11 protein-coding genes are annotated in these 19,112 nt (G+C 73.7%); 5 read left to right on the forward strand and 6 right to left on the reverse strand.

The annotated features are described in order from the left end of the window. Positions 1-23 precede the first annotated feature (23 nt). Genes BM393_RS21940 through BM393_RS21950 form a run of 3 tightly spaced genes read right to left on the reverse strand, consistent with a single transcriptional unit; the run spans position 24 to position 2,125 of the window. On the reverse strand, positions 24-959 hold the full coding sequence (locus BM393_RS21940; protein WP_091732896.1) for a hydrolase 1, exosortase A system-associated: 936 nt from the start codon (positions 957-959) through the stop codon (positions 24-26). Beyond that, complete coding sequence (locus tag BM393_RS21945; RefSeq protein WP_091732899.1) at positions 956-1,846, reverse strand: hydrolase 2, exosortase A system-associated; 891 nt, start codon at positions 1,844-1,846, stop codon at positions 956-958. The genes BM393_RS21940 and BM393_RS21945 overlap by 4 nt, the downstream gene beginning before the upstream one ends. A 27-nt stretch (positions 1,847-1,873) precedes the next feature. Further along, positions 1,874-2,125, reverse strand: coding sequence for an acyl carrier protein (locus BM393_RS21950; RefSeq protein WP_091732902.1), 252 nt, complete (start codon positions 2,123-2,125; stop codon positions 1,874-1,876). Positions 2,126-2,390: 265 nt separating this feature from the next. Here BM393_RS21950 and BM393_RS21955 point away from each other — a divergent pair, with 265 nt between their 5' ends. The 5 genes from BM393_RS21955 (at position 2,391) to BM393_RS21975 (ending at position 9,280) form a co-directional block, all read left to right on the forward strand. After that, positions 2,391-3,998, forward strand: a complete 1,608-nt coding sequence (locus tag BM393_RS21955; protein ID WP_254783557.1) for an acyl-CoA ligase (AMP-forming), exosortase A system-associated — start codon at positions 2,391-2,393, stop codon at positions 3,996-3,998. Positions 3,999-4,104: 106 nt separating this feature from the next. After that, positions 4,105-5,310 (forward strand): pyridoxal-dependent decarboxylase, exosortase A system-associated, encoded by a 1,206-nt coding sequence (locus BM393_RS21960; protein ID WP_091733829.1) that lies wholly within the window; start codon positions 4,105-4,107, stop codon positions 5,308-5,310. Beyond that, on the forward strand, positions 5,307-6,335 hold the full coding sequence (locus BM393_RS21965) for an acyltransferase (protein WP_091732907.1): 1,029 nt from the start codon (positions 5,307-5,309) through the stop codon (positions 6,333-6,335). Before BM393_RS21960 ends, BM393_RS21965 begins: the two co-directional genes overlap by 4 nt. A gap of 109 nt (positions 6,336-6,444) precedes the next feature. Continuing rightward, positions 6,445-7,335 carry a sialate O-acetylesterase gene (locus tag BM393_RS21970; RefSeq protein ID WP_175538463.1) on the forward strand — a complete coding sequence of 297 codons (891 nt, stop codon included), beginning with the start codon at positions 6,445-6,447 and terminating at the stop codon, positions 7,333-7,335. A 157-nt stretch (positions 7,336-7,492) separates the two neighbouring features. Continuing rightward, a complete protein-coding gene (locus BM393_RS21975) occupies positions 7,493-9,280 on the forward strand; it encodes a retroviral-like aspartic protease family protein (RefSeq protein ID WP_091732914.1) in 1,788 nt (595 codons plus the stop codon). 9 nt (positions 9,281-9,289) lie between these two features. Here the strand turns inward: BM393_RS21975 and BM393_RS21980 are convergent, their stop codons facing one another. The 3 genes from BM393_RS21980 to BM393_RS21990 form a co-directional block, all read right to left on the reverse strand. After that, positions 9,290-9,736, reverse strand: coding sequence for a DUF1203 domain-containing protein (locus tag BM393_RS21980; protein ID WP_217648500.1), 447 nt, complete (start codon positions 9,734-9,736; stop codon positions 9,290-9,292). A 240-nt stretch (positions 9,737-9,976) separates the two neighbouring features. Then, the gene (locus tag BM393_RS21985) at positions 9,977-18,877 is read right to left on the reverse strand and encodes a GH36-type glycosyl hydrolase domain-containing protein (RefSeq protein ID WP_091732919.1); all 8,901 of its coding nucleotides are present in this window, start codon (positions 18,875-18,877) and stop codon (positions 9,977-9,979) included. After that, positions 18,874-19,086, reverse strand: a complete 213-nt coding sequence (locus BM393_RS21990) for a hypothetical protein (RefSeq protein WP_141225435.1) — start codon at positions 19,084-19,086, stop codon at positions 18,874-18,876. Before BM393_RS21990 ends, BM393_RS21985 begins: the two co-directional genes overlap by 4 nt. Positions 19,087-19,112 lie beyond the last annotated feature (26 nt).

The following is a 19,112-nucleotide window of genomic DNA, read 5'->3' on the forward strand; positions in this document are numbered from 1 at the left end:
CTCCGGGTGGGCCGGGGTTCCGGTCAGGAGGCGGCCGGCACGTCGCGGACGAAGGCGGCGGTGAGCCGCTCGACCTGCGCGCGCCAGGCGGCGGTGGAGAAGGTGTGGTCCGCGTCGGGCAGGTCCTCGCGGCGCAGCCCGGGGCGGCCGAGCAGGCCGCGCCAGGCCGGGCCGCCGTCGCGGCAGCGGTCCAGGAATTCCTTGGCGACATAGTCGTCGCCGGACAGGATCAGCAGCACCGGACCGCCGAAGGCGCGCAGGCCGTCGGCCATCTGCTCGGTGTAGTGGCGCGGGTCCGCGGCCGCCGGTCCGGCCGACCTTCCGGTCGACGTTCCCGCCGACGTCTTGGCCGACGCGGCACGGCCCTGCGCCAGCTTGCCCAGCAACTCGCGGACGGCGCCCAGGCCGACCCGGCCGCTCAGCAGCTTGCGCCAGAACGACGGCTGGCGCAGCCGGTCCAGGTAGTAGTGCCTGACCTGCGTGCGGGCCAGGCTGGCCTCGGTGCGGACCCAGGGGTTGGCCAGGCACAGGCCGGCGATGCGCGCGTCGCGGCGGCGGTGCACGTAGAGCAGCGCGGCCGAGGCGGCGTCGCACAGGCCCCAGAGCACCACGCGCCGCAGCGCCGGGCGCTCGCGCTGCCAGGCGTCGAGGGCGGCGGCGATGTCGGCGTCGAGCTGGTCGAAGCCGCGCTGGTCGCCCTGGGCATCGCCCATGCCGCGGTGGTCCAGGCGCAGGCAGGGCACGCCGGCGGCGGCCAGCGCGCGGCCCAGCAGCGTGAATTGGCGGTGGCTGCCGACGCGGTATTGTGGCCCGCCGACGATCAGCAGCACGCCGGTGTCCGAGGGCGCTGTCGCCGCGGTGGCCTCGGCCGGCTCGCTCAGCAGGCCGACCAGCGACGCGCCCTCGCAGTCGATGCGCAGCAGGCTGTCGCGGTGCGTGGTGGCGGCGAGCGCGCTCATGCGGCGATGGCCTCGGCGGGCGCCGCGGCGAAGTCAGCCTCGGCCCGCAGCGCGGCGAGGCTGGCCTCGATCAGGCGGGGGGCTTCCTCGATCTCGGTCGCGGCCCAGAAGGACGGTCCCTGGCAGACCGCCGCGCGCACTTCGGCGCCCTGGGCCTGCCAGGCTTGCACGGCCATCGACGCGGCCGGGGTGAGCGTGGCGTTCTCGCGCGGCGAGAGCTCCAGCCACGCGACCCGCGCCACGCGCGGCGAGGGCTTGAGCTGCGCGGCGTCCAGCCCCTCCGCCAGGGCCGGCGCCAGCAGGTAGCCGGCGATCTCCACCGGCTCGCCGCGCGCGAGCTGGTCGCGCATCGCCTGCACGGCGCCCTTGGCCTGGCCGCCGATCAGGTCGGCCGCCACGCGCAGCCGCATGAACTGCTGGAGCTGGAGCTTGCCCGCGGTCACCGGTTGCCACAGCAGCAGGTGCAGCGGCCGGTCGGTCACCGCGTCGAACACGGCCGGCGCCAGCAGCGCGCCGGCGCGCAGGCCCCACAGCCACAGCGGCGGACGGCCACCATCGGGGCGGGGCAGGGCGCGGGCATCGAGCCAGCCGGCGGCCAGGCGGACATCGTCCTGCCAGTGCGCCCAGCTCGCATCGCCGAAGTCGCCGCTGCTGTCACCGCAGCCCAGCAGGTCCAGCGTCAGGACCTCGAAGCCGGCGGCGGCGAAGGCGCGCGCCGCCAGCGCGGTCATGCGGCGGGACTTGTTCATCTCCTCCGCGAACGGCGGCAGGAGCAGGATCTGGCCACGCGGCGCGGCGGCGAAGGGCGCAGCGGCGGCATGGTGCACGCACAGCCGCTGGCCGCGCGCGCCGGCATCCAGGAAGAACGGCGTGTCGGCGGCGGCCATGGGATCCGGGCGGCGGCGGACGGCCGCTCAGGCGGCGAGCTTGCCGTTCACGAAGTCCAGCAGGGCGCCCACCGTGGCGAAGGTGGCGCCGTCGATCTCGTCGTCGTCGACGACGATGCCGAACTGTTCCTCGAGCGCGGTGATCAGGCTGACGACCGCCATGGAGTCCAGCTCCGGGATCGCGCCCAGCAGCGCGGTGTCGACGGTGAAGTCCTTGGCGCGGCCTTCCAGGCTCAGGACGTCGTCGAGGATGGCGAGCAGGTGGTGTTGGGTGTTCATGATCGGGGCGGATCTTAACTGTGGCCCCCTCTGGGAACCCCCGGGGCGCCCCCCCATCCCAAGGGGATCTCCCCCCGTTCGTGAGGTCCTGCCGCGGGACCGCGTGAGATACTTTTTTCGCCGCGATCATGGGTCCCTTGTTTGGCCTCGATCGGCGAGGATCGGCCCCGGAATCCCCGTTCCGCCCTCCGCCCTCCGCCCTCCGTCCGGTGACCGCTCCGTCCACCGCCCATTCACCGCCCATTCACCGCCACGTGACCTCGCCGTGACCGCTTCCGCCAACGACAGCCACCTGCTCCCGCACCTGATCTGGCACAGCGCCGAGCGCGATCCGGCGGCGCCGGCGCTGCGCGACGGCGGCCGCGCGCTGAACTACGGCGAGCTCGCGGCGCAGGTCCGGGCGCTGGCCAGCGGCCTGCTGTCGCTGGGCCTGGAACGGGCCGAGCGCGTCGGCATCTACCTGGACAAGCGGCTGGAGACCGTGGTCGCCAGCTTCGCGGCGCCGGCGGCCGGCGGCGTGTTCGTCCCGGTCAATCCCATCCTCAAGCCCGAGCAGGTCGGCTTCATCGTGCGCGACTGCGAGGTCCGCGTGCTGATCACTTCGCGCGACCGTTACGCGGCGCTGCAGCCAGTGCTGGCGCAATGCCCCTCGGTGCGCCATGTCGTGCTGGTCGACCCGGCGCCCGGCACCGAGCCGCAGGGCTGGGTCCGCTACAGCGAGCTGCTGGACGCCCCGGCCCGCGCCGCACACCGCGTCATCGACACCGACATGGTGGCCATCCTCTACACCTCCGGCTCCACCGGCCGGCCCAAGGGCGTGGTGCTGTCGCATCGCAACATGGTCGCCGGCGCGAAGAGCGTCGCCAGCTACCTGGAGAACCGCCCGTCGGACCGCCTGCTGGCCGCGCTGCCGCTGTCCTTCGACGCCGGCTTCAGCCAGCTGACGACGGCCTTCCACGCCGGCGCGTCGGTGTCGCTGCTGAACTACCTGATGCCGCGCGACGTGCTCAAGGCGCTCGAACGCGACCGGATCACCGGCCTGACGGCCGTGCCGCCGCTGTACATCCAGCTGGCGCAGCTCGAGTGGCCGGCGGTCATCGACCAGCAGCTGCGCTACTTCGCCAACACCGGCGGCCGCATGCCGCGCGAGACGCTGGGCCTGCTGCGCCAGCGGGTGCCGTCGGCGCGCCCCTTCCTGATGTACGGCCTGACCGAGGCCTTCCGCTCGACCTACCTGCCGCCGGAGGAGGTGGACCGCCGGCCCGACTCGATCGGCAAGGCCATCCCCAATGCCGAGATCCTGGTGCTGCGCGAGGACGGCACGCCCTGCGCGCCCGACGAGCCCGGCGAGCTGGTGCATCGCGGCGCGCTGGTCGGCCTGGGCTACTGGAACGATGCCGAGAAGACGGCCGAGCGCTACAAGCTGCTGCCGCCGGGCGTCGGCGGCCGCGAGGCCGGCCTGCAGCTGCCCGAGTTCGCGGTCTTCTCCGGCGACAACGTGCGCCAGGACGCCGAGGGTTTCCTGTACTTCATCGGCCGGCGCGACGAGATGATCAAGACCTCCGGCTACCGGGTCAGCCCGACCGAGGTCGAGGAGATCCTGTACGCGACCCAGCTGGTGGGGGAGTGCGTCGCCTTCGGCGTCGACCATCCGACGCTGGGGCAGGCGATCCAGGTGATCGCGACGCCGCCGGCCGGCGGCGAGACGCTCGACGCGACCGCGCTGCTGGCGGCCTGCAAGGCGCGCATGCCGGCCTACATGATCCCGTCCGGCATCGAGTCGCAGGCCGGGCCGCTGCCCCGCAACCCGAACGGGAAGATCGACCGCAAGCTGCTGAGCACCGACTGGGTGGCCCGGCAGGAAGCCCAATGACACCGGCGCGCGACCCGCGCCGGCCCCCCGCACCGTGAGCATCGACGACCAGCCCCAATCCCTCGCCCCCGCGGCATCCGCCAAGGCCGCGCCGCGGCACGCGCCGATGGACCAGTTCGAGTCCCGCGACGGCGTGCTGCTGGTCGGCGGCCAGCCGCTGACGCGGCTCGCGGACCGCATCGGCCGCACGCCGTTCTATGCCTACGACCGCGCGCTGCTGACGCGCCGTGTCGAGGCCCTGCGCGCCGCGATGCCGCCGAAGCTGGAGCTGCACTTCGCGATGAAGGCCAACCCGATGCCGGCGCTGGTGGCGCATCTGGCGGGCCTGGTCGACGGCATCGACGTCGCCTCCGCCGGCGAGCTGCAGGTCGCGCTGGACGCCGGCGCCGACCCGCGCGAGATCAGCTTCGCCGGCCCCGGCAAGAGCGCGCTGGAGCTGCGCCAGGCGCTGGCCGCCGGCATCCTGATCAACCTCGAATCCTTCCGCGAGGTCGAGCTGCTGCGCGCGCTGTGCGCGGAGACCGGCTACGCCGCGCGGGTGGCGGTGCGCGTCAATCCGGACTTCGAGCTCAAGTCCTCCGGCATGAAGATGGGCGGCGGCCCCAAGCAGTTCGGCGTCGACGCCGAGCAGGTGCCCGAGCTGCTGGCCCGCATCGGCGAGGCGGGCCTGGGCTTCGAGGGCTTCCACCTGTTCGCCGGCTCCCAGAACCTGAAGCCCGAGGCCATCGTCGAGGCCCAGCTCAAGAGCTTCGAACTCGCGCTGCGACTGGCGCGGCACGCGCCCGCGCCGGTGAAGGTGCTGAACCTGGGCGGCGGCTTCGGCATCCCCTACTTCCCCGGCGAGCAGCGGCTGGACCTGGGCCCGATCGCCGCCAACCTCGCGGCCCTGATCGAGCGCGCCGCCGTCGAGCTGCCGCAGGCGAAGCTGGTGGTCGAACTGGGCCGCTACCTGGTCGGCGAGGCCGGCGTCTATGTGTGCCGGGTCGTGGACCGCAAGGTGTCGCGCGGCCAGGTCTTCCTGGTCACCGACGGCGGCCTGCACCACCACCTGGCGGCCTCGGGCAACTTCGGCCAGGTCATCCGCAAGAACTATCCGGTGGCGATCGGTAACCGGATCGGCGCCGAGCCCGAGGCCGGCGTGTCCGTGGTCGGCCCGCTGTGCACGCCGCTGGACCTGCTGGGCGAGCGCATGAGCCTGGCGCGGGCGGAGCCCGGCGACCTGGTGGTCGTGTTCCAGTCCGGCGCCTACGGCATCACCGCCAGCCCGCAAGGCTTCCTGAGCCACCCGGGCGCGGCCGAGGTCCTGGTGTGAACGCCGTGCCCCGCCTGGCGCAAGTCGATGCCCTGCGTGGCATCGCGGCGCTGGCGGTGGTGCTTTTCCACTACACGACCCGCTACGACCAGCTCTTCGGCCATGCGCAGCCGCTGCGCATCGCCGTCCCTTTCGGGCACCTGGGCGTGAACCTGTTCTTCATGATCAGCGGCTTCGTCATCTTCATGACGCTGGAGCGCACCGCGCGGCCGATGGACTTCGTCGTGTCGCGCTTCAGCCGGCTCTATCCCGCCTACTGGGGCGCGCTGCTGCTGAGCTTCGCGCTGACGCACCTGCTGGGCCTGCCCGGCATGACCGTGGGCTGGGAGGTGCTGCTGGCCAACGTGACGATGGTGCAGGGCTTCTTCGGCGTCCCGCACGTGGACAACGTGTACTGGACGCTGGAGGTGGAGCTGCTCTTCTACTGCTGGGCGCTGGCCAGCTTCCGGCTTGGTGGTGGCGTCGGGCTGCGGAACTTCCTCTTCGCCTGCCTGGCGCTGCGGCTGGTCTATGCCGCGGCGCTGCTCGCGTGGGGCGTGGACCTGCCGTGGATCGGGCAGCGCTGGCTGCTGCTGCCCTACATCGCCTGGTTCGCGCTGGGCGTGGCGGTCTACCGGCTGAGCCGCGCCGGCGGGTCCGCCGATCGCGCGCTCGTGGCGGCGGCGCTGCTGGCGATCGGCCTGGCCGACGGCTGGGCGCTGGCGGCGCTGGCCGCGGTGTTCCTGGTCGTGCTGCAGGGCGCCGCGCGCGGGCGCTGGACCTGGCTGGAGCATCCGCTGCTGCTGTGGCTGGGCACGATCTCCTACACGCTCTACCTGCTGCACGAGAACATCGGCTGGGCGCTGCTGCACCGGCTGGAGGGCTGGGGCGTGCCGACGCAGCTCGCCATCGCGCTGGCGATGGCGGTCTCGGCCGGCCTGGCGCATGGCTTGACGCGGCTGGTCGAGCTGCCCGCGATGCGCTGGATCCGCGACCGCTACCGCGCCCGCTCGCCGCGGCCGGGCGCGGCCCCCGCCCAAGGCTGAGCGGCGCGCGTGCCGGGTCCGCGCCGGTACGAGGACAATGCGCGCTCGCCGGCGCGTGGACGCGCCGATGTTTCCTCAAGACGCGAAGCGCGGCGCGCGCCGGATCCCGATGACCGAAGAACGGAAGAACTCCCTGATCCCGCTGGCCATCGGCGCGGTGGCGCTGCTGTCCTGCGCCGGCATGATCGCCGCGGGGGTGGCGATGCTGCGGCAGTCCAAGGGCGCGACGCCCGCCGACGACCTGGCGCGGCGGCTGGCCGCGATCCACGACATGCCGGTGACGGCGCCCGACTGCGGCGCGGTGTTCAAGGGCGAGCAGCCGGTGGTGATCGTGGTGATGGGCCAGTCGAACGCGGCCAACCACGCCGACCCGATCCCGCCCGCGGCCGCCCCGGTGCCGCCGATGCCGGTGCTGCACCTGGGCGGCTGTGGCATGTCCACCGCGCCGGTTCCCGGCGGCACCGGCACCGGCGGCAGCCTTTGGCCGGCGGTGCACCAGGCGCTGGGCGGGCGCTGGCAGGGTCGGCCCATCGTGTGGGCGGTGGTGGCGGTGGAGGGCAGCTCGATCGCCGAGTGGACCGCCCCGGACAGCGCGCTGCGCGCCTACTGGCAGACGCAGATGGACCGGATCAAGGGCACGCGCTGGCCGGTGGCCGCGGTGCTGTGGCAGCAGGGCGAGGCCGATGCGCGCGCGCGCACAGCGATGGCCGACTACCGTGACGCGCTCGCGGCGCTGCGCGCCAGCGTGGCCGCGCGCGGCGTGGACGCGCCGTGGTGGATCGCGCGCTCGACCTACTGCCCGCCGCAGGACGGCGGCCAGGTGCGCGAGGCGGTGCGGGAACTGCTCGCGATCCCCGGCAGCGGTTTCCGCGCAGGCCCGGACACGGACACGCTGGGCCCGTCGCTGCGCAACGGCTGTCACTTCACGACCGACGGCGCGGCGCGCGCGGCCGCGATGTGGGCCGAGGTGCTGGCGCCGGCCGCCCGGGCCGCGCCTTGACGGGTCGATGACGGCGGCCTGAAGCCCGCTTCACGACGGCGGTTCTCCTCGACGACGATCCCCCCTCGGAGGGGCGTGGCGGTGCCCGGATTGCGCGTATCGTCGCGCCTTCGACGGGCGGCCGACCGCCCGCGGGAACTTCCCTGGGGAGGAACGATTGAACGCTCGTCATGTCGCGCCGCTGCTGGCGCCGTTGCTGGCGCTGGTCCTGGGCACCGCCGCCGCCGCGCCGGAAAAATGCCAGATCGAGATGATGACCATCCCGGTGCGGCTGGTTGAATCGCGACCGGTGGCCACGGTCAAGCTCAATGGGGTGCCGGTGCCGTTGCTGGTGGACAGCGGCGCGTTCTTCAGTTTCCTCAGCGAAGCCAGCGCCCGGCAGCTCAACCTGAGGCTGAAGCCGGCGCCCGACGGCCTGCGCGTCTACGGCATCACCGGCGCGGTGCAGGCGCTGAAGATCACGACGGTCCAGAGCGTCGTGCTGGAGCAGGCGGAGCTCAAGGGCGTGGAGTTCCTGGTCGGCGGCAACGAGATCAACGCCGGGATCATGGGCGTGCTGGGCCGCAACTTCCTGTCGGTGGCGGACACCGAGTACGACCTGGCCCATGGCGTGGTGCGGCTGGTGTTCCCCAAGGGCGACTGCGAGAAGACCTCGCTGGCCTACTGGGCCGGCGACGCGCCGGTGATCGAGGCGCCCTTGATCTCGTATGCGCGCAACGACCGCGCGGTGCGCGTGCCGGTGCTGATCAACGGCGAGAAGGTGCGGGCGCTGATGGACACCGGCGCGCCGACGACCGCGCTGATGATCGGCGCGGCGCGCAAGGCCGGCATCGCCGAGGCCGACTTGAAACCGGCGGGCCGCACCGGCGGCGCGGGCGCCGAGTTCGCGCGCGAATGGACGGCGCGCGTCGACCGCTTCGAGCTCGGCGGCGAGAAGGTGAGCAACAACCTGATGCGGGTGACCGACGTCAGCGACAACGAGTACGGCATGCTGCTCGGACTCGACTATTTCCTGTCCCACCGCGTCTACGTGTCGCGGCTGCAGGGCAAGGTCTACGCGACCTGGAACGGCGGGCCGGTCTTCGCCAAGGACGCGGCGAAGGCCGGCGACTACGACCAGCGTTACGCGGCTAAGGCGGAGGCGATCGCGGCGGACGATGCGGACGGTTTTGCGCGCCGCGGCAACGCTGCGCTCGTGGCTGGCGATCCCGCGCGGGCGCTGGAGGACCTGGACCGCGCGATCGCCCTGGCGCCGACGGTGGCGCTGCATCACGAGTCGCGCTCGCGGGTGAGACAGGCGCTCCGGCAGCCCAAGGAGGCACTGGCCGACCTGGACGAGGCGCTGCGGCTGGACCCGGCGATGACGGAGGCGCGACTGCACCGCGCCCAGTTGCGCGCGGCCGCTGGCGACCGCGCCGGCGCCGCCGAGGACCTGGCGGCGCTGGACGCGGCGCTGCCGCCGGGCGCGAACCTGCGGGCGGCGATGGCGCAGATGCATGCCCGGCGCGACGAGGCGCCGCAGGCGCTCAAGCAGTTCGATCTGTGGATCCGGACCCACCCGCGCGACCTGCAGCTGGCCTCGATGCATGGCGAGCGCTGCTGGATGCGCACGCGGATGAACCTGGAGATCGAGCAGGCGGTCGACGACTGCAAGGAGGCGGTGGACCTGGATGACCAGGAGGCGACCTATCACTCCTTCCTCGGCTGGGCGCGGCTGCGCCAGGGCGAGGCCGCGGCCGCGCGCAAGGCCTTCGATCGTGCGATCGCGCTCAAGCCGCTGGCCTGGGCGCACTACGGGCGCGGCGTGGCGCTGACCCGGCTCAACGAGCCGGACAAGGCCCGCCAGGACTTCGAGGCCGCGCGCCGGATCGCGCCGGCGATCGACGAGCGCGTGCGCAAGGCCGGGTTCGAAGCGCTGGCCGTCGCGCTCAAGCGCCCGGAGTGACGCGCCGGCTCAGGACCTCGTCATCGACGACTCGGCGGCGCGCTCCACGCGCGCCGCGTAGCAGCCGCGCCTGGCGAAGTGCACCTGCAGGTAGGTCACCGACGGAGGCGCGAAGAGCCGTTCGATGAGCGCCTCGATCCGGTCGCCCTCGACGAGGTCGGCGTCGACCATCATCCCGGCGGCGTCGAAGGCGCGGACCGAGAGCATGCGGCCGCGCAAGGCGCTCGGCACCTCGTTGACGCGGTCGAAGCGCTCGCCGCCGTTCTCGCGCACGTAGATCGCATGCGTGCCGCGATAGGGCGACTCGACCTCCAGGTGGACGTGGTTGAGCAGCAGCACCGTCTCGCCCGGTGCGGCATCGTCGAGCGTGATGCGGTCCGGCGCGGAGCGCGGGCTGTCGATGCGCACGCGCAGCGCGCCTAGCTCACGCAGGCGCTCGTCGGTCATCGTGAACATCGGGCGGAAAGGGGCAGGGTCGAGACCCAGGATGCGGAAATCCATGTGAGCGCGGCGCGTGGGCCGTCGGAGTGGTTGAGGCGCCCACGATAGGCAGGGGCGCTCCAACGGTCGCGCCGTTTCCGGACATGGAATTGCCGCCGGTGCCGGTCGGCATCGACCGCGGCCGAGTGCTCATCGAGCGCTTATCGGGCGCTTGTCGAGCCGTCGTCGCGCCGACATCGCGCCCTCATCGCGCCCTCATCGCGCGGTCGCGTCCTGCCCGGCCGCCTCGGGCAGCGGGACCGTCTCCGGCACGCTGACCACCACCAGCGCCTGCTCCGGCGACAGGGTCGCCAGGTCGATCGACTCGCCCGCGTGTTCCCGGCGCGCGCCGGCCTCGCGGGTGAGCGCGGCGCGGCAGGCGGTCTCGTTGGCGCAGACGATCACCCGCAGCCAGCGGTCCTGGTGACGGATGCGCACCTCGGCCTGGTCCCAGTGCACCGGCAGGCAGGCCCGCACCCGCAGCCGGCCCTGCTCGATGACGACGCCGCAGATCGACTCCAGCGAGGCCCGCAGCAGCCAGCCCGCCGAGCCGCTGTACCAGCTCCACCCGCCGCGCCCGACCCAGGGCGGCTGCGAGTAGATGTCGCCGGCCATCACGTAGGGCTCGATCGCGTAGGTCGGTCCCAGCCGCGGATCGGCCCAGCGGTGCGCGGGGCTGAGCCCGGTGTAGACCTGCCACATCGTGTCGCGCTGTCCCAGCCGCGCCAGTGCCATCAGCGCCCAGACCGCCGCGTGGTTGTACTGGCCGCCGTTCTCGCGCACGCCCGGCGCGTAGGACTGGATGTAGCCGGCGCTCGGCTGCGCCTGCGCCAGCGGCGGATGCAGCAGCCGCGCCAGCTTCGCCACCGGGTCGAGCAGCTGCGCGCAGGCGCTGGCCATCGCCTGCCGCGCATGCGCCGGATCGGCCGCCGCGGTCAGCACCGCCCAGCTCTGCGCGATCAGGTCGATCCTGCACTCGGCGTTCTCGGCCGAGCCCAGCGGCGAGCCATCGTCGAAGAAGCCGCGCCGGTACCAGCGGCCGTCCCAACCGGGCCCGTCGAGCGCCGCCACCCAGCCGTCGCGCGCCGCCTTCCATCGCGCGGCGCGCTCCTGCTCGCCGCGCGCGGTCGCGATCGGTGCGAAGTCCTCGATCACCTGCGCCAGGAACCAGGCCATCCAGACCGATTCGCCGCGGCCCTCATGGCCGACGCGGTTCATCCCGTCGTTCCAGTCGCCGGTGCCGAACAGCGGCAGCCCGTGGGGCCCGCTGTCCAGGCTGCGGTCGATCGCACGCGCCGCATGCTCGTAGACCGAGGCCATCGGCCCGTCGGTGCGTGGGCTCTCGTAGATGTCCTCGGCGCCCTCGGGCACCGGCTGGCCGACGAGGAAGGGCACCGTGTCGTCGAGCAGCGTCAGGTCGCCGGTGCGCGCCAGGTAATGCGCCAGCGCATAGGGCAGCCAGAGCCGGTCGTCGGAGAAATGCGTGCGCACGCCGGCGCCGCCGGGCTCGTGCCACCAGTGCTGCACGTCGCCCTCCGGGAACTGCCGCGCGGCGCTGCGCCGGATCTGGTCGGCCAGCAGCTGCGGCGCGACGTCGGTCAGCGCCATCGCGTCCTGCAGCTGGTCGCGGTAACCGAACGCGCCACCGGCCTGGTAGAAGCCGGCGCGGGCCCACATCCGGCACACCAGCGTCTGGTACGGGAGCCAGTGGTTCGTCAGCGCGTCGAAGCGCGGGTCCGGCGTCGACACCTGCAGGCCGCCCAGCAGTGCCGGCCACTGCCGCCGCTGCCGCGCCAGCCGCTCCGCGGGATCGAGCGCCCACGCGGCCGCCATCAGCGCCTGCGTCGCCTCGGGGGAGGGGCCGTGGCCCAGCAGCACGGTGAGCTCGGCCGGCTGCGAGACCTCGAGCTCGATCCGCGCCGCCAATGCCGCGCAGGCGTCGAGCCCGCCGCCGCAGCGCCGGGACAGCGCCTTGGGCAGGACCATGCGGCCCGCGCTGTCGAAGAACTCGCGTCGGTCGCAGGTCCAGTCCTGCGCGTCGAGACGCACGCGCGCCGGTCCGGCGGAGGCGCCGGTCCTGCGCGCCGCGTCGAGCTCGTCGCCACGTGGATCCTCACCTCGTCCGTCGCCCCGCTGGCGGGGCCGGATGCACAGCGCGGCCGTCGCGTCGCCGAAGCCGCCCAGGTGGTCCAGCTGCGTTGCCTGCAGCGTCAACGCGCGCTCGGGTTGCGGCAGCCCGGCGCCGAGCTCGCCCACGGTCAGCCAGTCGCTGCGCGTCGCCACGGACAGGCGTTCGCCGCGCGCGCTGCCCAGTTGCCATTCGGCCAGGGCCACCAGCCGCAGTCGCCGCGGTCCGCCCCCGCTGCGCCCCACGACACCCAGGCGCACCTGCACTTGCTTCACCGCCGCCTCGGGATCGACGCACCAGCACAGCTCGACGCTCAGGTCGCCCAACTGCTGGCGGCTGCGTGAATAGCCGATGCCATGCTCGATCGCCAGCGGCGCGTCGTGGCGCAGCTGGCGGCCCAGCGGCCAGACGCGGTCGTTGTCCAGGTCGTGCAGCAGCAGCCACTCGCCGGGCGGATCCAGCAGCGGGTCGTTGGACCAGGGCGTGACCTGGTGCATGCGGCTGTTGCCGGCCCAGGTGTAGCCGGCGCCCAGTTCGGTGACTTGGCAGCCGAAGTCGCGGTTCGCCAGCACATTGACCCAGGGTCGCGACGGATGCCGGTCCGGCGAGACCTCGAAGGCGAAGCCACCATGGTCGGGATCGAAGCGGCCTTCGGGTGGCCGCGGCACGGCTTCCGGCAGCGGGCGCTCGACCAGCGCATGGGCCACCGGCAGCCGCGCGGCCTCGTTGCTGGGCGCGGTGTCCTCGATCCAGCGCTCGACCTGCTGCGCCAGGCCGCGGCCGTCGGCCTGCAGCCGGATGCGGGTCAGCGTCTGCAGCGTGAAGCGCTCGTCGGGTTGCAGGTCGCTGTCGCGCAGCACATGCAGCGCCGAGCACAGGTGCGCCGGCCGTCCCTGCGCCTGGCCCTGCAGCCGCGATTGCAGCGCCTGCAGCGCCTGCTGCACCGGGGCGAGGTAGGACGGCGGCTCCTCGTTGAGCACCACCAGGTCCACGCCGATCGCGTGGGTGGTCCACATCCGCAGCGCCTTCTTCAGCGCGCGGATCAGGTCGATGCCTTCCTCGCCGCTGACGGTGACCATCAGGATGGGCCGGTCGCCCGAGATGCCGAAGCGCCACAGCGCGCGCCGGTCGCAGCGGCCGCGCGGCTCGCGGACATGGGCGGGCTCGCGCACCGCCTGGCCGGTGACCAGCGTGTTGAGCTGCAGCAGGGCGCCCCAGGTCGTGGTGTCGAACTGGAGTTCGCGCAGGCGGATGCCGCCCATCGTGTGCGACATCGACGCGGAGCGCTCGACGTGCGCCGGCTGCCGGTACTTGTCGACCAGCGCCGCCAGCAGGTCGGCGTCGCGCGCGGCCGCGGTGCAGAAGGTCAGCCGCACCGTCGCGCCGGGGGCCAGGTCCAGGCCGACCCGCAGCCCGGCGACCGGATCCAGGCCGGTGTCCAGCAGCCGCCCGGGCTCGCCGTCGGCGCTCATGTCGGCCTCGTCGTCGACGAAGCGCGGGCGCGCGTCGCCGACCGGCCGCGTCGAACTGCCGTAGCGGCCCAGCCAGCGCGCGCGATCGGCGATGGGCAGGACCTCGCGGACCGCATGGCCCTCCGGCCGGCAGTCCTCGGCGCCCGGGGCGCCGCCGGCGGGACGGGCCGGCTTGGCGCAGCCCGCGCCGGCATCCACGCCAGCCAGGAAGAAGACCGCGCGCATCGCGGCTTCGTCGAAGAGCCGCGGACGTCGACGCAAATGCAGCGCATGCTGCGCCTCGTCCCAGCGGGCCTGGATGAAGAGGTTGGAGAAGGCCGGGTGCGCCTCGTCGCCGCGCTGCGGCGCCAGCGTGGCCTCGAAGCAGGACACCAGGTCCAGCGCCAGCGGCTGATCGCCGCGGTTGGTCAGCTCGACCTGACGCAATTCGCAATCGTCCTCCGGGCTGACCCACACCGTGGTGCAGCTGTGCAGGTCCGGCCAGGTCGCCTCGAACAGCGCGCGCTCGGCCTGCATGCGCGCCGCGTAGCGCGCGCGGGGATCGGGCGCGGGGCGGGCGGTGTTGCTGAACCAGTCGGCCTCGCCGGCGCGGCGCAGCATGGTGAAGCTGCCGTGCTGATCGCGCAGCAGGTCGTCGCGCCAGCGGGTGATCGCCACGCCGTCCCAGTTGCTGTAGCCGCCGCCGTGGCTACGCAGTACCACCGAGTAGCGACCGTTGGTCAGCATGTGCGTCAGCGGCAGGGTCTCGGCCAGCGGCTCGCTCTCGCGCACCATGCGCGCCTTGCGGACCGCGCGCTTGCGCGGCAGCAGGTCGGCCGGCGGCGCCTGCAGCGGCGCCACCTCGCGCGGCGCGCGCTCATGCAGCAGCGTCGCCACCGCCTTGACGTGCGGGTCGCTCATCAGCCAGCGCCGCGGCGCGTCGTCGGCCAGAACGGCGGTCAGCGCGACGAAGCCCATCGCCTGGTGATGCGCCATGTAGGTCCGCACCAGCGTGAAGCCGGCGCCGGCGGTCTGCCGCTGTGGCGTGTAGTCCACCGCCTCGATGAAGCCGAAAGCGCCGCGCGCGCCCAGGCGCTCGAAGGCCTGCAGGTTGGACACCACCCGCACCGGCGCCACCACCGCCGCCATCACCGCCGCATAGGGCGCGAGCACCCGTTCGTCGACGGCCAGCCGCGCCAGGGCCAGGGTCTGCACGCCCTGCGGGCCGTACTGGTAGGCCAGCGTGTGGTCCTGGCCGGCGATCGCCGATTCCGAGATGCCCCACGGCGTGCCCTTGCCGCGGGCCTCCAGGCGCTGCTCCTTCACCGCCGTGCGCACGGCCCGGCCGAGTGCGCTGGCCGCGGGCTCGCGCAGCACCAGCGACGGCATCAGGTACTCGAACATCGAGCCCGACCACGACTTCAGTCCGAGCGAATCGCCGGCGCCATCGCGCGCGAAGAAGGGGCGCCCGAGCGCCTGCCAGTGTTCCGGCGGCAGGTCGCCCTTGGCGATCGCCACCAGGCTGGTGAGGCGGGCCTCGCTGGCGAGCAGGTCGTAATGGTTGTCGTCGAGCTGCTGCGCGTCGCCGCGCCAGCCGATGCGCAGCAGGCGACGCTCGGGATCGAAGAGCGGGCGGTAGTCCGCTTCCAGCCCGAGGCGGCGCGCCCGGCCCGCGAGCGCGCGCAGCGCCAGGCGGGCTTCGGCCAGCGGCGCGCCCTGGTCCTGCCACCAGGACCTCAACTGGGCGATCAGGTCGCGCAGCAGCTGCTGGGCCGGCGGCGTGTCGTCGACGGACGCGTCGGCCGGGGCCAGGGCGGCCAGGGCATCGAGCTCCGCCTGCGCCGCGGCCACCTGGCCCTGCAGCACGGCTTGCTGCTCCTCGGCCGAGGAGGCGAGGTTCTCCGCCGCCAGCAGCGCCGCGACCAGCGCGGCGCCGGCCGGCAGCGCCGGGTCGCTGGCCAGCGGCGGCTGCAGGACCCGCAGGCGATGCAGCGTCCGGTCCAGCGCCTGCCGCGGCGCGGCGGCCAACTGGTCTGGCGTCATCTCCGCGGCCAGTTCGCAGGCGCGCGCCACGGTCAGCAGGTGGGCCGAGCAGTTGCCGCTGTCCACCGCCGACACATAGCCCGGCGCCAGCACGACCAGCGATTGGGTGTCGTACCAGTTGTAGAAATGGCCCTGCCAGCGCGGCAGGCGCTCGAGCGTGTCCAGCGTCGCGGACAGGCGCTGGGTCATCGTGACCAGCCCGATGAAGCCCAGTTCGCGCGCGCAGGCCACGGCCAGCAGGTACAGGCCGATGTTGGTCGGCGAGGTGCGATGCGCCACCAGCAGGTGCGGCGTCAGCTGCACGTTGTCGGGCGGCAGGTGGTTGTCGTCGGCGCCGACATGGGTGTCGTAGAAGCGCCAGGTGTCGCGCGCCAGGCCCCAGAGGTAATCGCGCCCCTGCGGATCGAGCGCGGCCTCGCGGCGCAGCAGCGGCGCGCGCGGTGCGCTTGCCCACCAGATCCACAGCGGCGACAGCGCCCAGAGCGCCAGCAGCACGACGGCCGCCGCGCCGTTCACCGGCGCGCCGGACAAGGCCGCGACCGCCAGCAGCCCGCCCAGGACCGCCGCCGCGACCGGCACGCGCAGATGCTGCGTGACCAGCGCCGGCAGTTCCCGCCGCGCGGCGGCCTGGGCGGCGGCGGCGGTCGTCCATTCGAGCAGTCGGCGTCGCGACACCGCCTGCCGCCACAGCGCCCGCCCGATCGCGTCCAGGTAGAGCAGCGACAGGTGCAGCAGCAGCGCGACCTGCCACGCGGCCAGGCCCAGCGCGCGCCGCAGGTCGTGGCCGGTCTCGCGGTAGAAGTGGCGGCGCGCCACGCCGTCCCGGCTGGGCACCAGCCCGGCCAGCGCGCCCACCAGCGGCCCGATGGCGAAGGCGCCGGCCACGACCACCAGCGTCAGTCCCAGCGGCAGGACCGCGGTGCCTAGCACCAGCAGCATCAGGCCCAGCGCCATCGGCGCGACCAGCGAGCGCCGCAGGTTGTCGATCAGCTTCCAGCGGTTGATCGGCGCGATGCCGTAGCGCCCCGCCCCGGCGATGAAGGGCAGCAGCTGCCAGTCGCCGCGCGTCCAGCGATGCAGCCGGGCGTGGGCCACGTCGGCATGCATCGGCGAGTCCTCGACCAGCGTGATGTCGGACACGCCGGCGCAGCGCGCGATGCTGCCCTCCAGCAGGTCGTGGCTCAGCACCTGGCCCTCGGGCAGGCGCGCGTCCAGCACCGCATGGCAGGCGCGCACGTCCAGCAGGCCCTTGCCGGTGAAGCTGCCCTCGCCGAACAGGTCCTGGAAGATCTCCGAGCTGACCGCGCTGTAGGGGTCGATGCCGAACTGGCCGACGAAGAGCCGGTGATAGGGCGTGCTGGCGGCGTCGTCGGGCATGGGCGCGAGCACCCGCGGCTGGAGGATCGCGTAGCCCTCGACGACGCGGCGGGTGACCGCGTCCACCCGCGGCCGGTTCATCGGATGCGCGGCGGTGCCCACCAGCGCGCGCAGCCGGCCCGGCGGCATGTCGGTGTCGGCGTCCAGCGTGATCAGGTGGCGCACGCCGGGCGCGGGCTGCGACATCGCGCCGAAGTCGGCGAACGGCGACGCGCCCGCCGGCGCGGCCAGCAGCCGCAGCAGGCGTTCGAGCTTGCCGCGCTTGCGCTCCCAGCCGATCCAGCGGCGCTCGGTCGAGGACCATTCGCGCGCCCGGTGCAGCAACAGGAAGCGCGGACGGCCGTCGGCCAGCGGGCCGTGACGCTCGTTGAGCGCCGCGATGGCGTCGGCCGCGGTGACCACGATCATCGTGTCGCCGGGATGGTGTTCCTCGTAGGCATCGGCCAGGTCGCTGAGCAGCGCGAATTGCACCAGTCGCTCGGGATTGGCCAGGTGGTGCTGCTCCAGCTGGGCGACCAGCGGGGCGACGGCCTCCTCGCGCGTCAACAGCACCGGCATGACGACCAGCGTGCGTTCCGCATCAGGCAGGCCTTGGGAGAAATCCAGGCGGGGCAGGCGCGCCGGCCGGGCCAGCTCGCTGATCCAGCGGTTGGTGAGCGCGACCACGGCCTCGCCGATCGGCCCGGCGGCCAGCAGCGCGGTCAGCACCAGCAGCCAGGGCGCGGCATCGGGCCGCGCCTGGTTCATCAGCCAGGAGAGGCCCAGCAGGCCCAGCAGCGCCAGGCCGGCCAGGTAGGCCACCGCCGCCCAGCGCTGGCCCGGGGCGGTGTCGTGCGGCGGCCAGGCGTGCTCGTGCAGGCCCAGCGCCGCGAGCAGCGTCGGACGTCCGGCCCCGCGCCACCAGTAGATCGGCGCGCTGCGCCGGTCGGGTTCGCCGTCCTGCGGCGGACCGGCGCCCTGCGTCAGCGCCAGCAACTGGCGCGCGACCTCGAGTTCCGGGCGACCGGACTTGCGGGCCAGGCGCTCGATCTCGTGCAGGGTCAGGTCCTGGGTGTCCGGCGCCTCGGCCGCGAAGACCGGCGACTCGCCCAGCGTCCGCATCACCGGGCTGACCGATTGGATCAGCTGGCGCCAGTGGGTCTGGTCGATGCGCCGCAGCGCGGTGATCGCGTTGCGGATGCTCTGCAGGTCCTTGATCGATTCGTCCTGCTGCCGCGCCAGCGCCTGCGCCGGCGCGGGCAGCCGGGTGCTCAGCCAGGCGGCCAGCTCGCCCATCAGCGGCTGGGGCAATTCCTCCAGGCGATGGTCGAGTTGCAGCCAGAAGGCCTCGGCAACGCCGCGCTCGGCCATGCGCGGCTCCAGGGCCGTGATCGCCTCGATGCCGGACGCCGCCGGGTGGCCGTCGTACCAGTGGTGCACCACGTCACGGGCCGCCTGCAGCGTCGCGAAGCGCTCGGCCAGCCGGCGCAGGTTCTCGACCAGCACCACCCGCAGCGTCGTCGGCAGCGCCCACAGCTCGGCCAGGGACAGCGGGCGCTCCTCCTGGTAGGCGCGCAGGTAGGCGGCCAGCAGCCCGGTGTCGAAGCCGCCGTCGGTGTGCGCGACCCAGGCCCAGGCCACGCCGTAGATGCGGGGCAGGCCGGCGAGCGGTTCGTCGCGCAGCCGCGGCAGCAGGCGGAAGAAGTTGCGCGGCAGGCCGCGGCGGACCTGGTGCGTCTGCTCGTCGATCAGCGCGGCGTTGTCCAGCAGCCACTTCCCGGCGGCGCCGAGGTGGCGGAAGTCGCGATGGCGCTTCTCGAGCAGCCGCCGTGTCTGCTGCAGCATCGCGACGTTGTCGTCGAGCCGCGGAAAGAACTGCCCGGCGCCCGCGGTGCCCTGGATCGCCTGCGCCTGCGCGAGGCTGCGGCCGTGCTGCTCGAAGCGCGCCTGCCCGAACAGCACCGCCCGCACCGGGGGCTCGATGGGGCCCAGCGCCGGATTCAGCAGCGCAAGTTCTTCCGCAATTTCCGGGGGATCCGGCGTGGGATCGGGGGAGGTGCGCCGGTCGTCATCGGGGGAGGGCTCCGGCGCGGCGTCCGTCGATCGGGCGGCGGCGTCCGCGCTGCGGCCGGCGTTCATAGCCAATGGGCGAACAGACCCAGGGTGACGGCGCTCAGGGCCGCGGTGGTGGCCAAGCGGGGCAGGACCACGCCCTGGACGCGCTCGGCCAGCAGCGCCAGCCCGAACCATCGGCCGCGCGCCTTCGCGCACTGGACGAGGTGGCGCTGGAGCGCCGGGTCCTGGAGAAGCGGGGCGATCGGGCTGAGCGGGCCAGCGGGGCTGTTCATGACGGGGTCTCCCTGCAAGTAGTTGA

The sequence above is a fragment of the Mitsuaria sp. PDC51 genome, from assembly GCF_900113225.1.
GTDB lineage: Bacteria > Pseudomonadota > Gammaproteobacteria > Burkholderiales > Burkholderiaceae_C > Roseateles.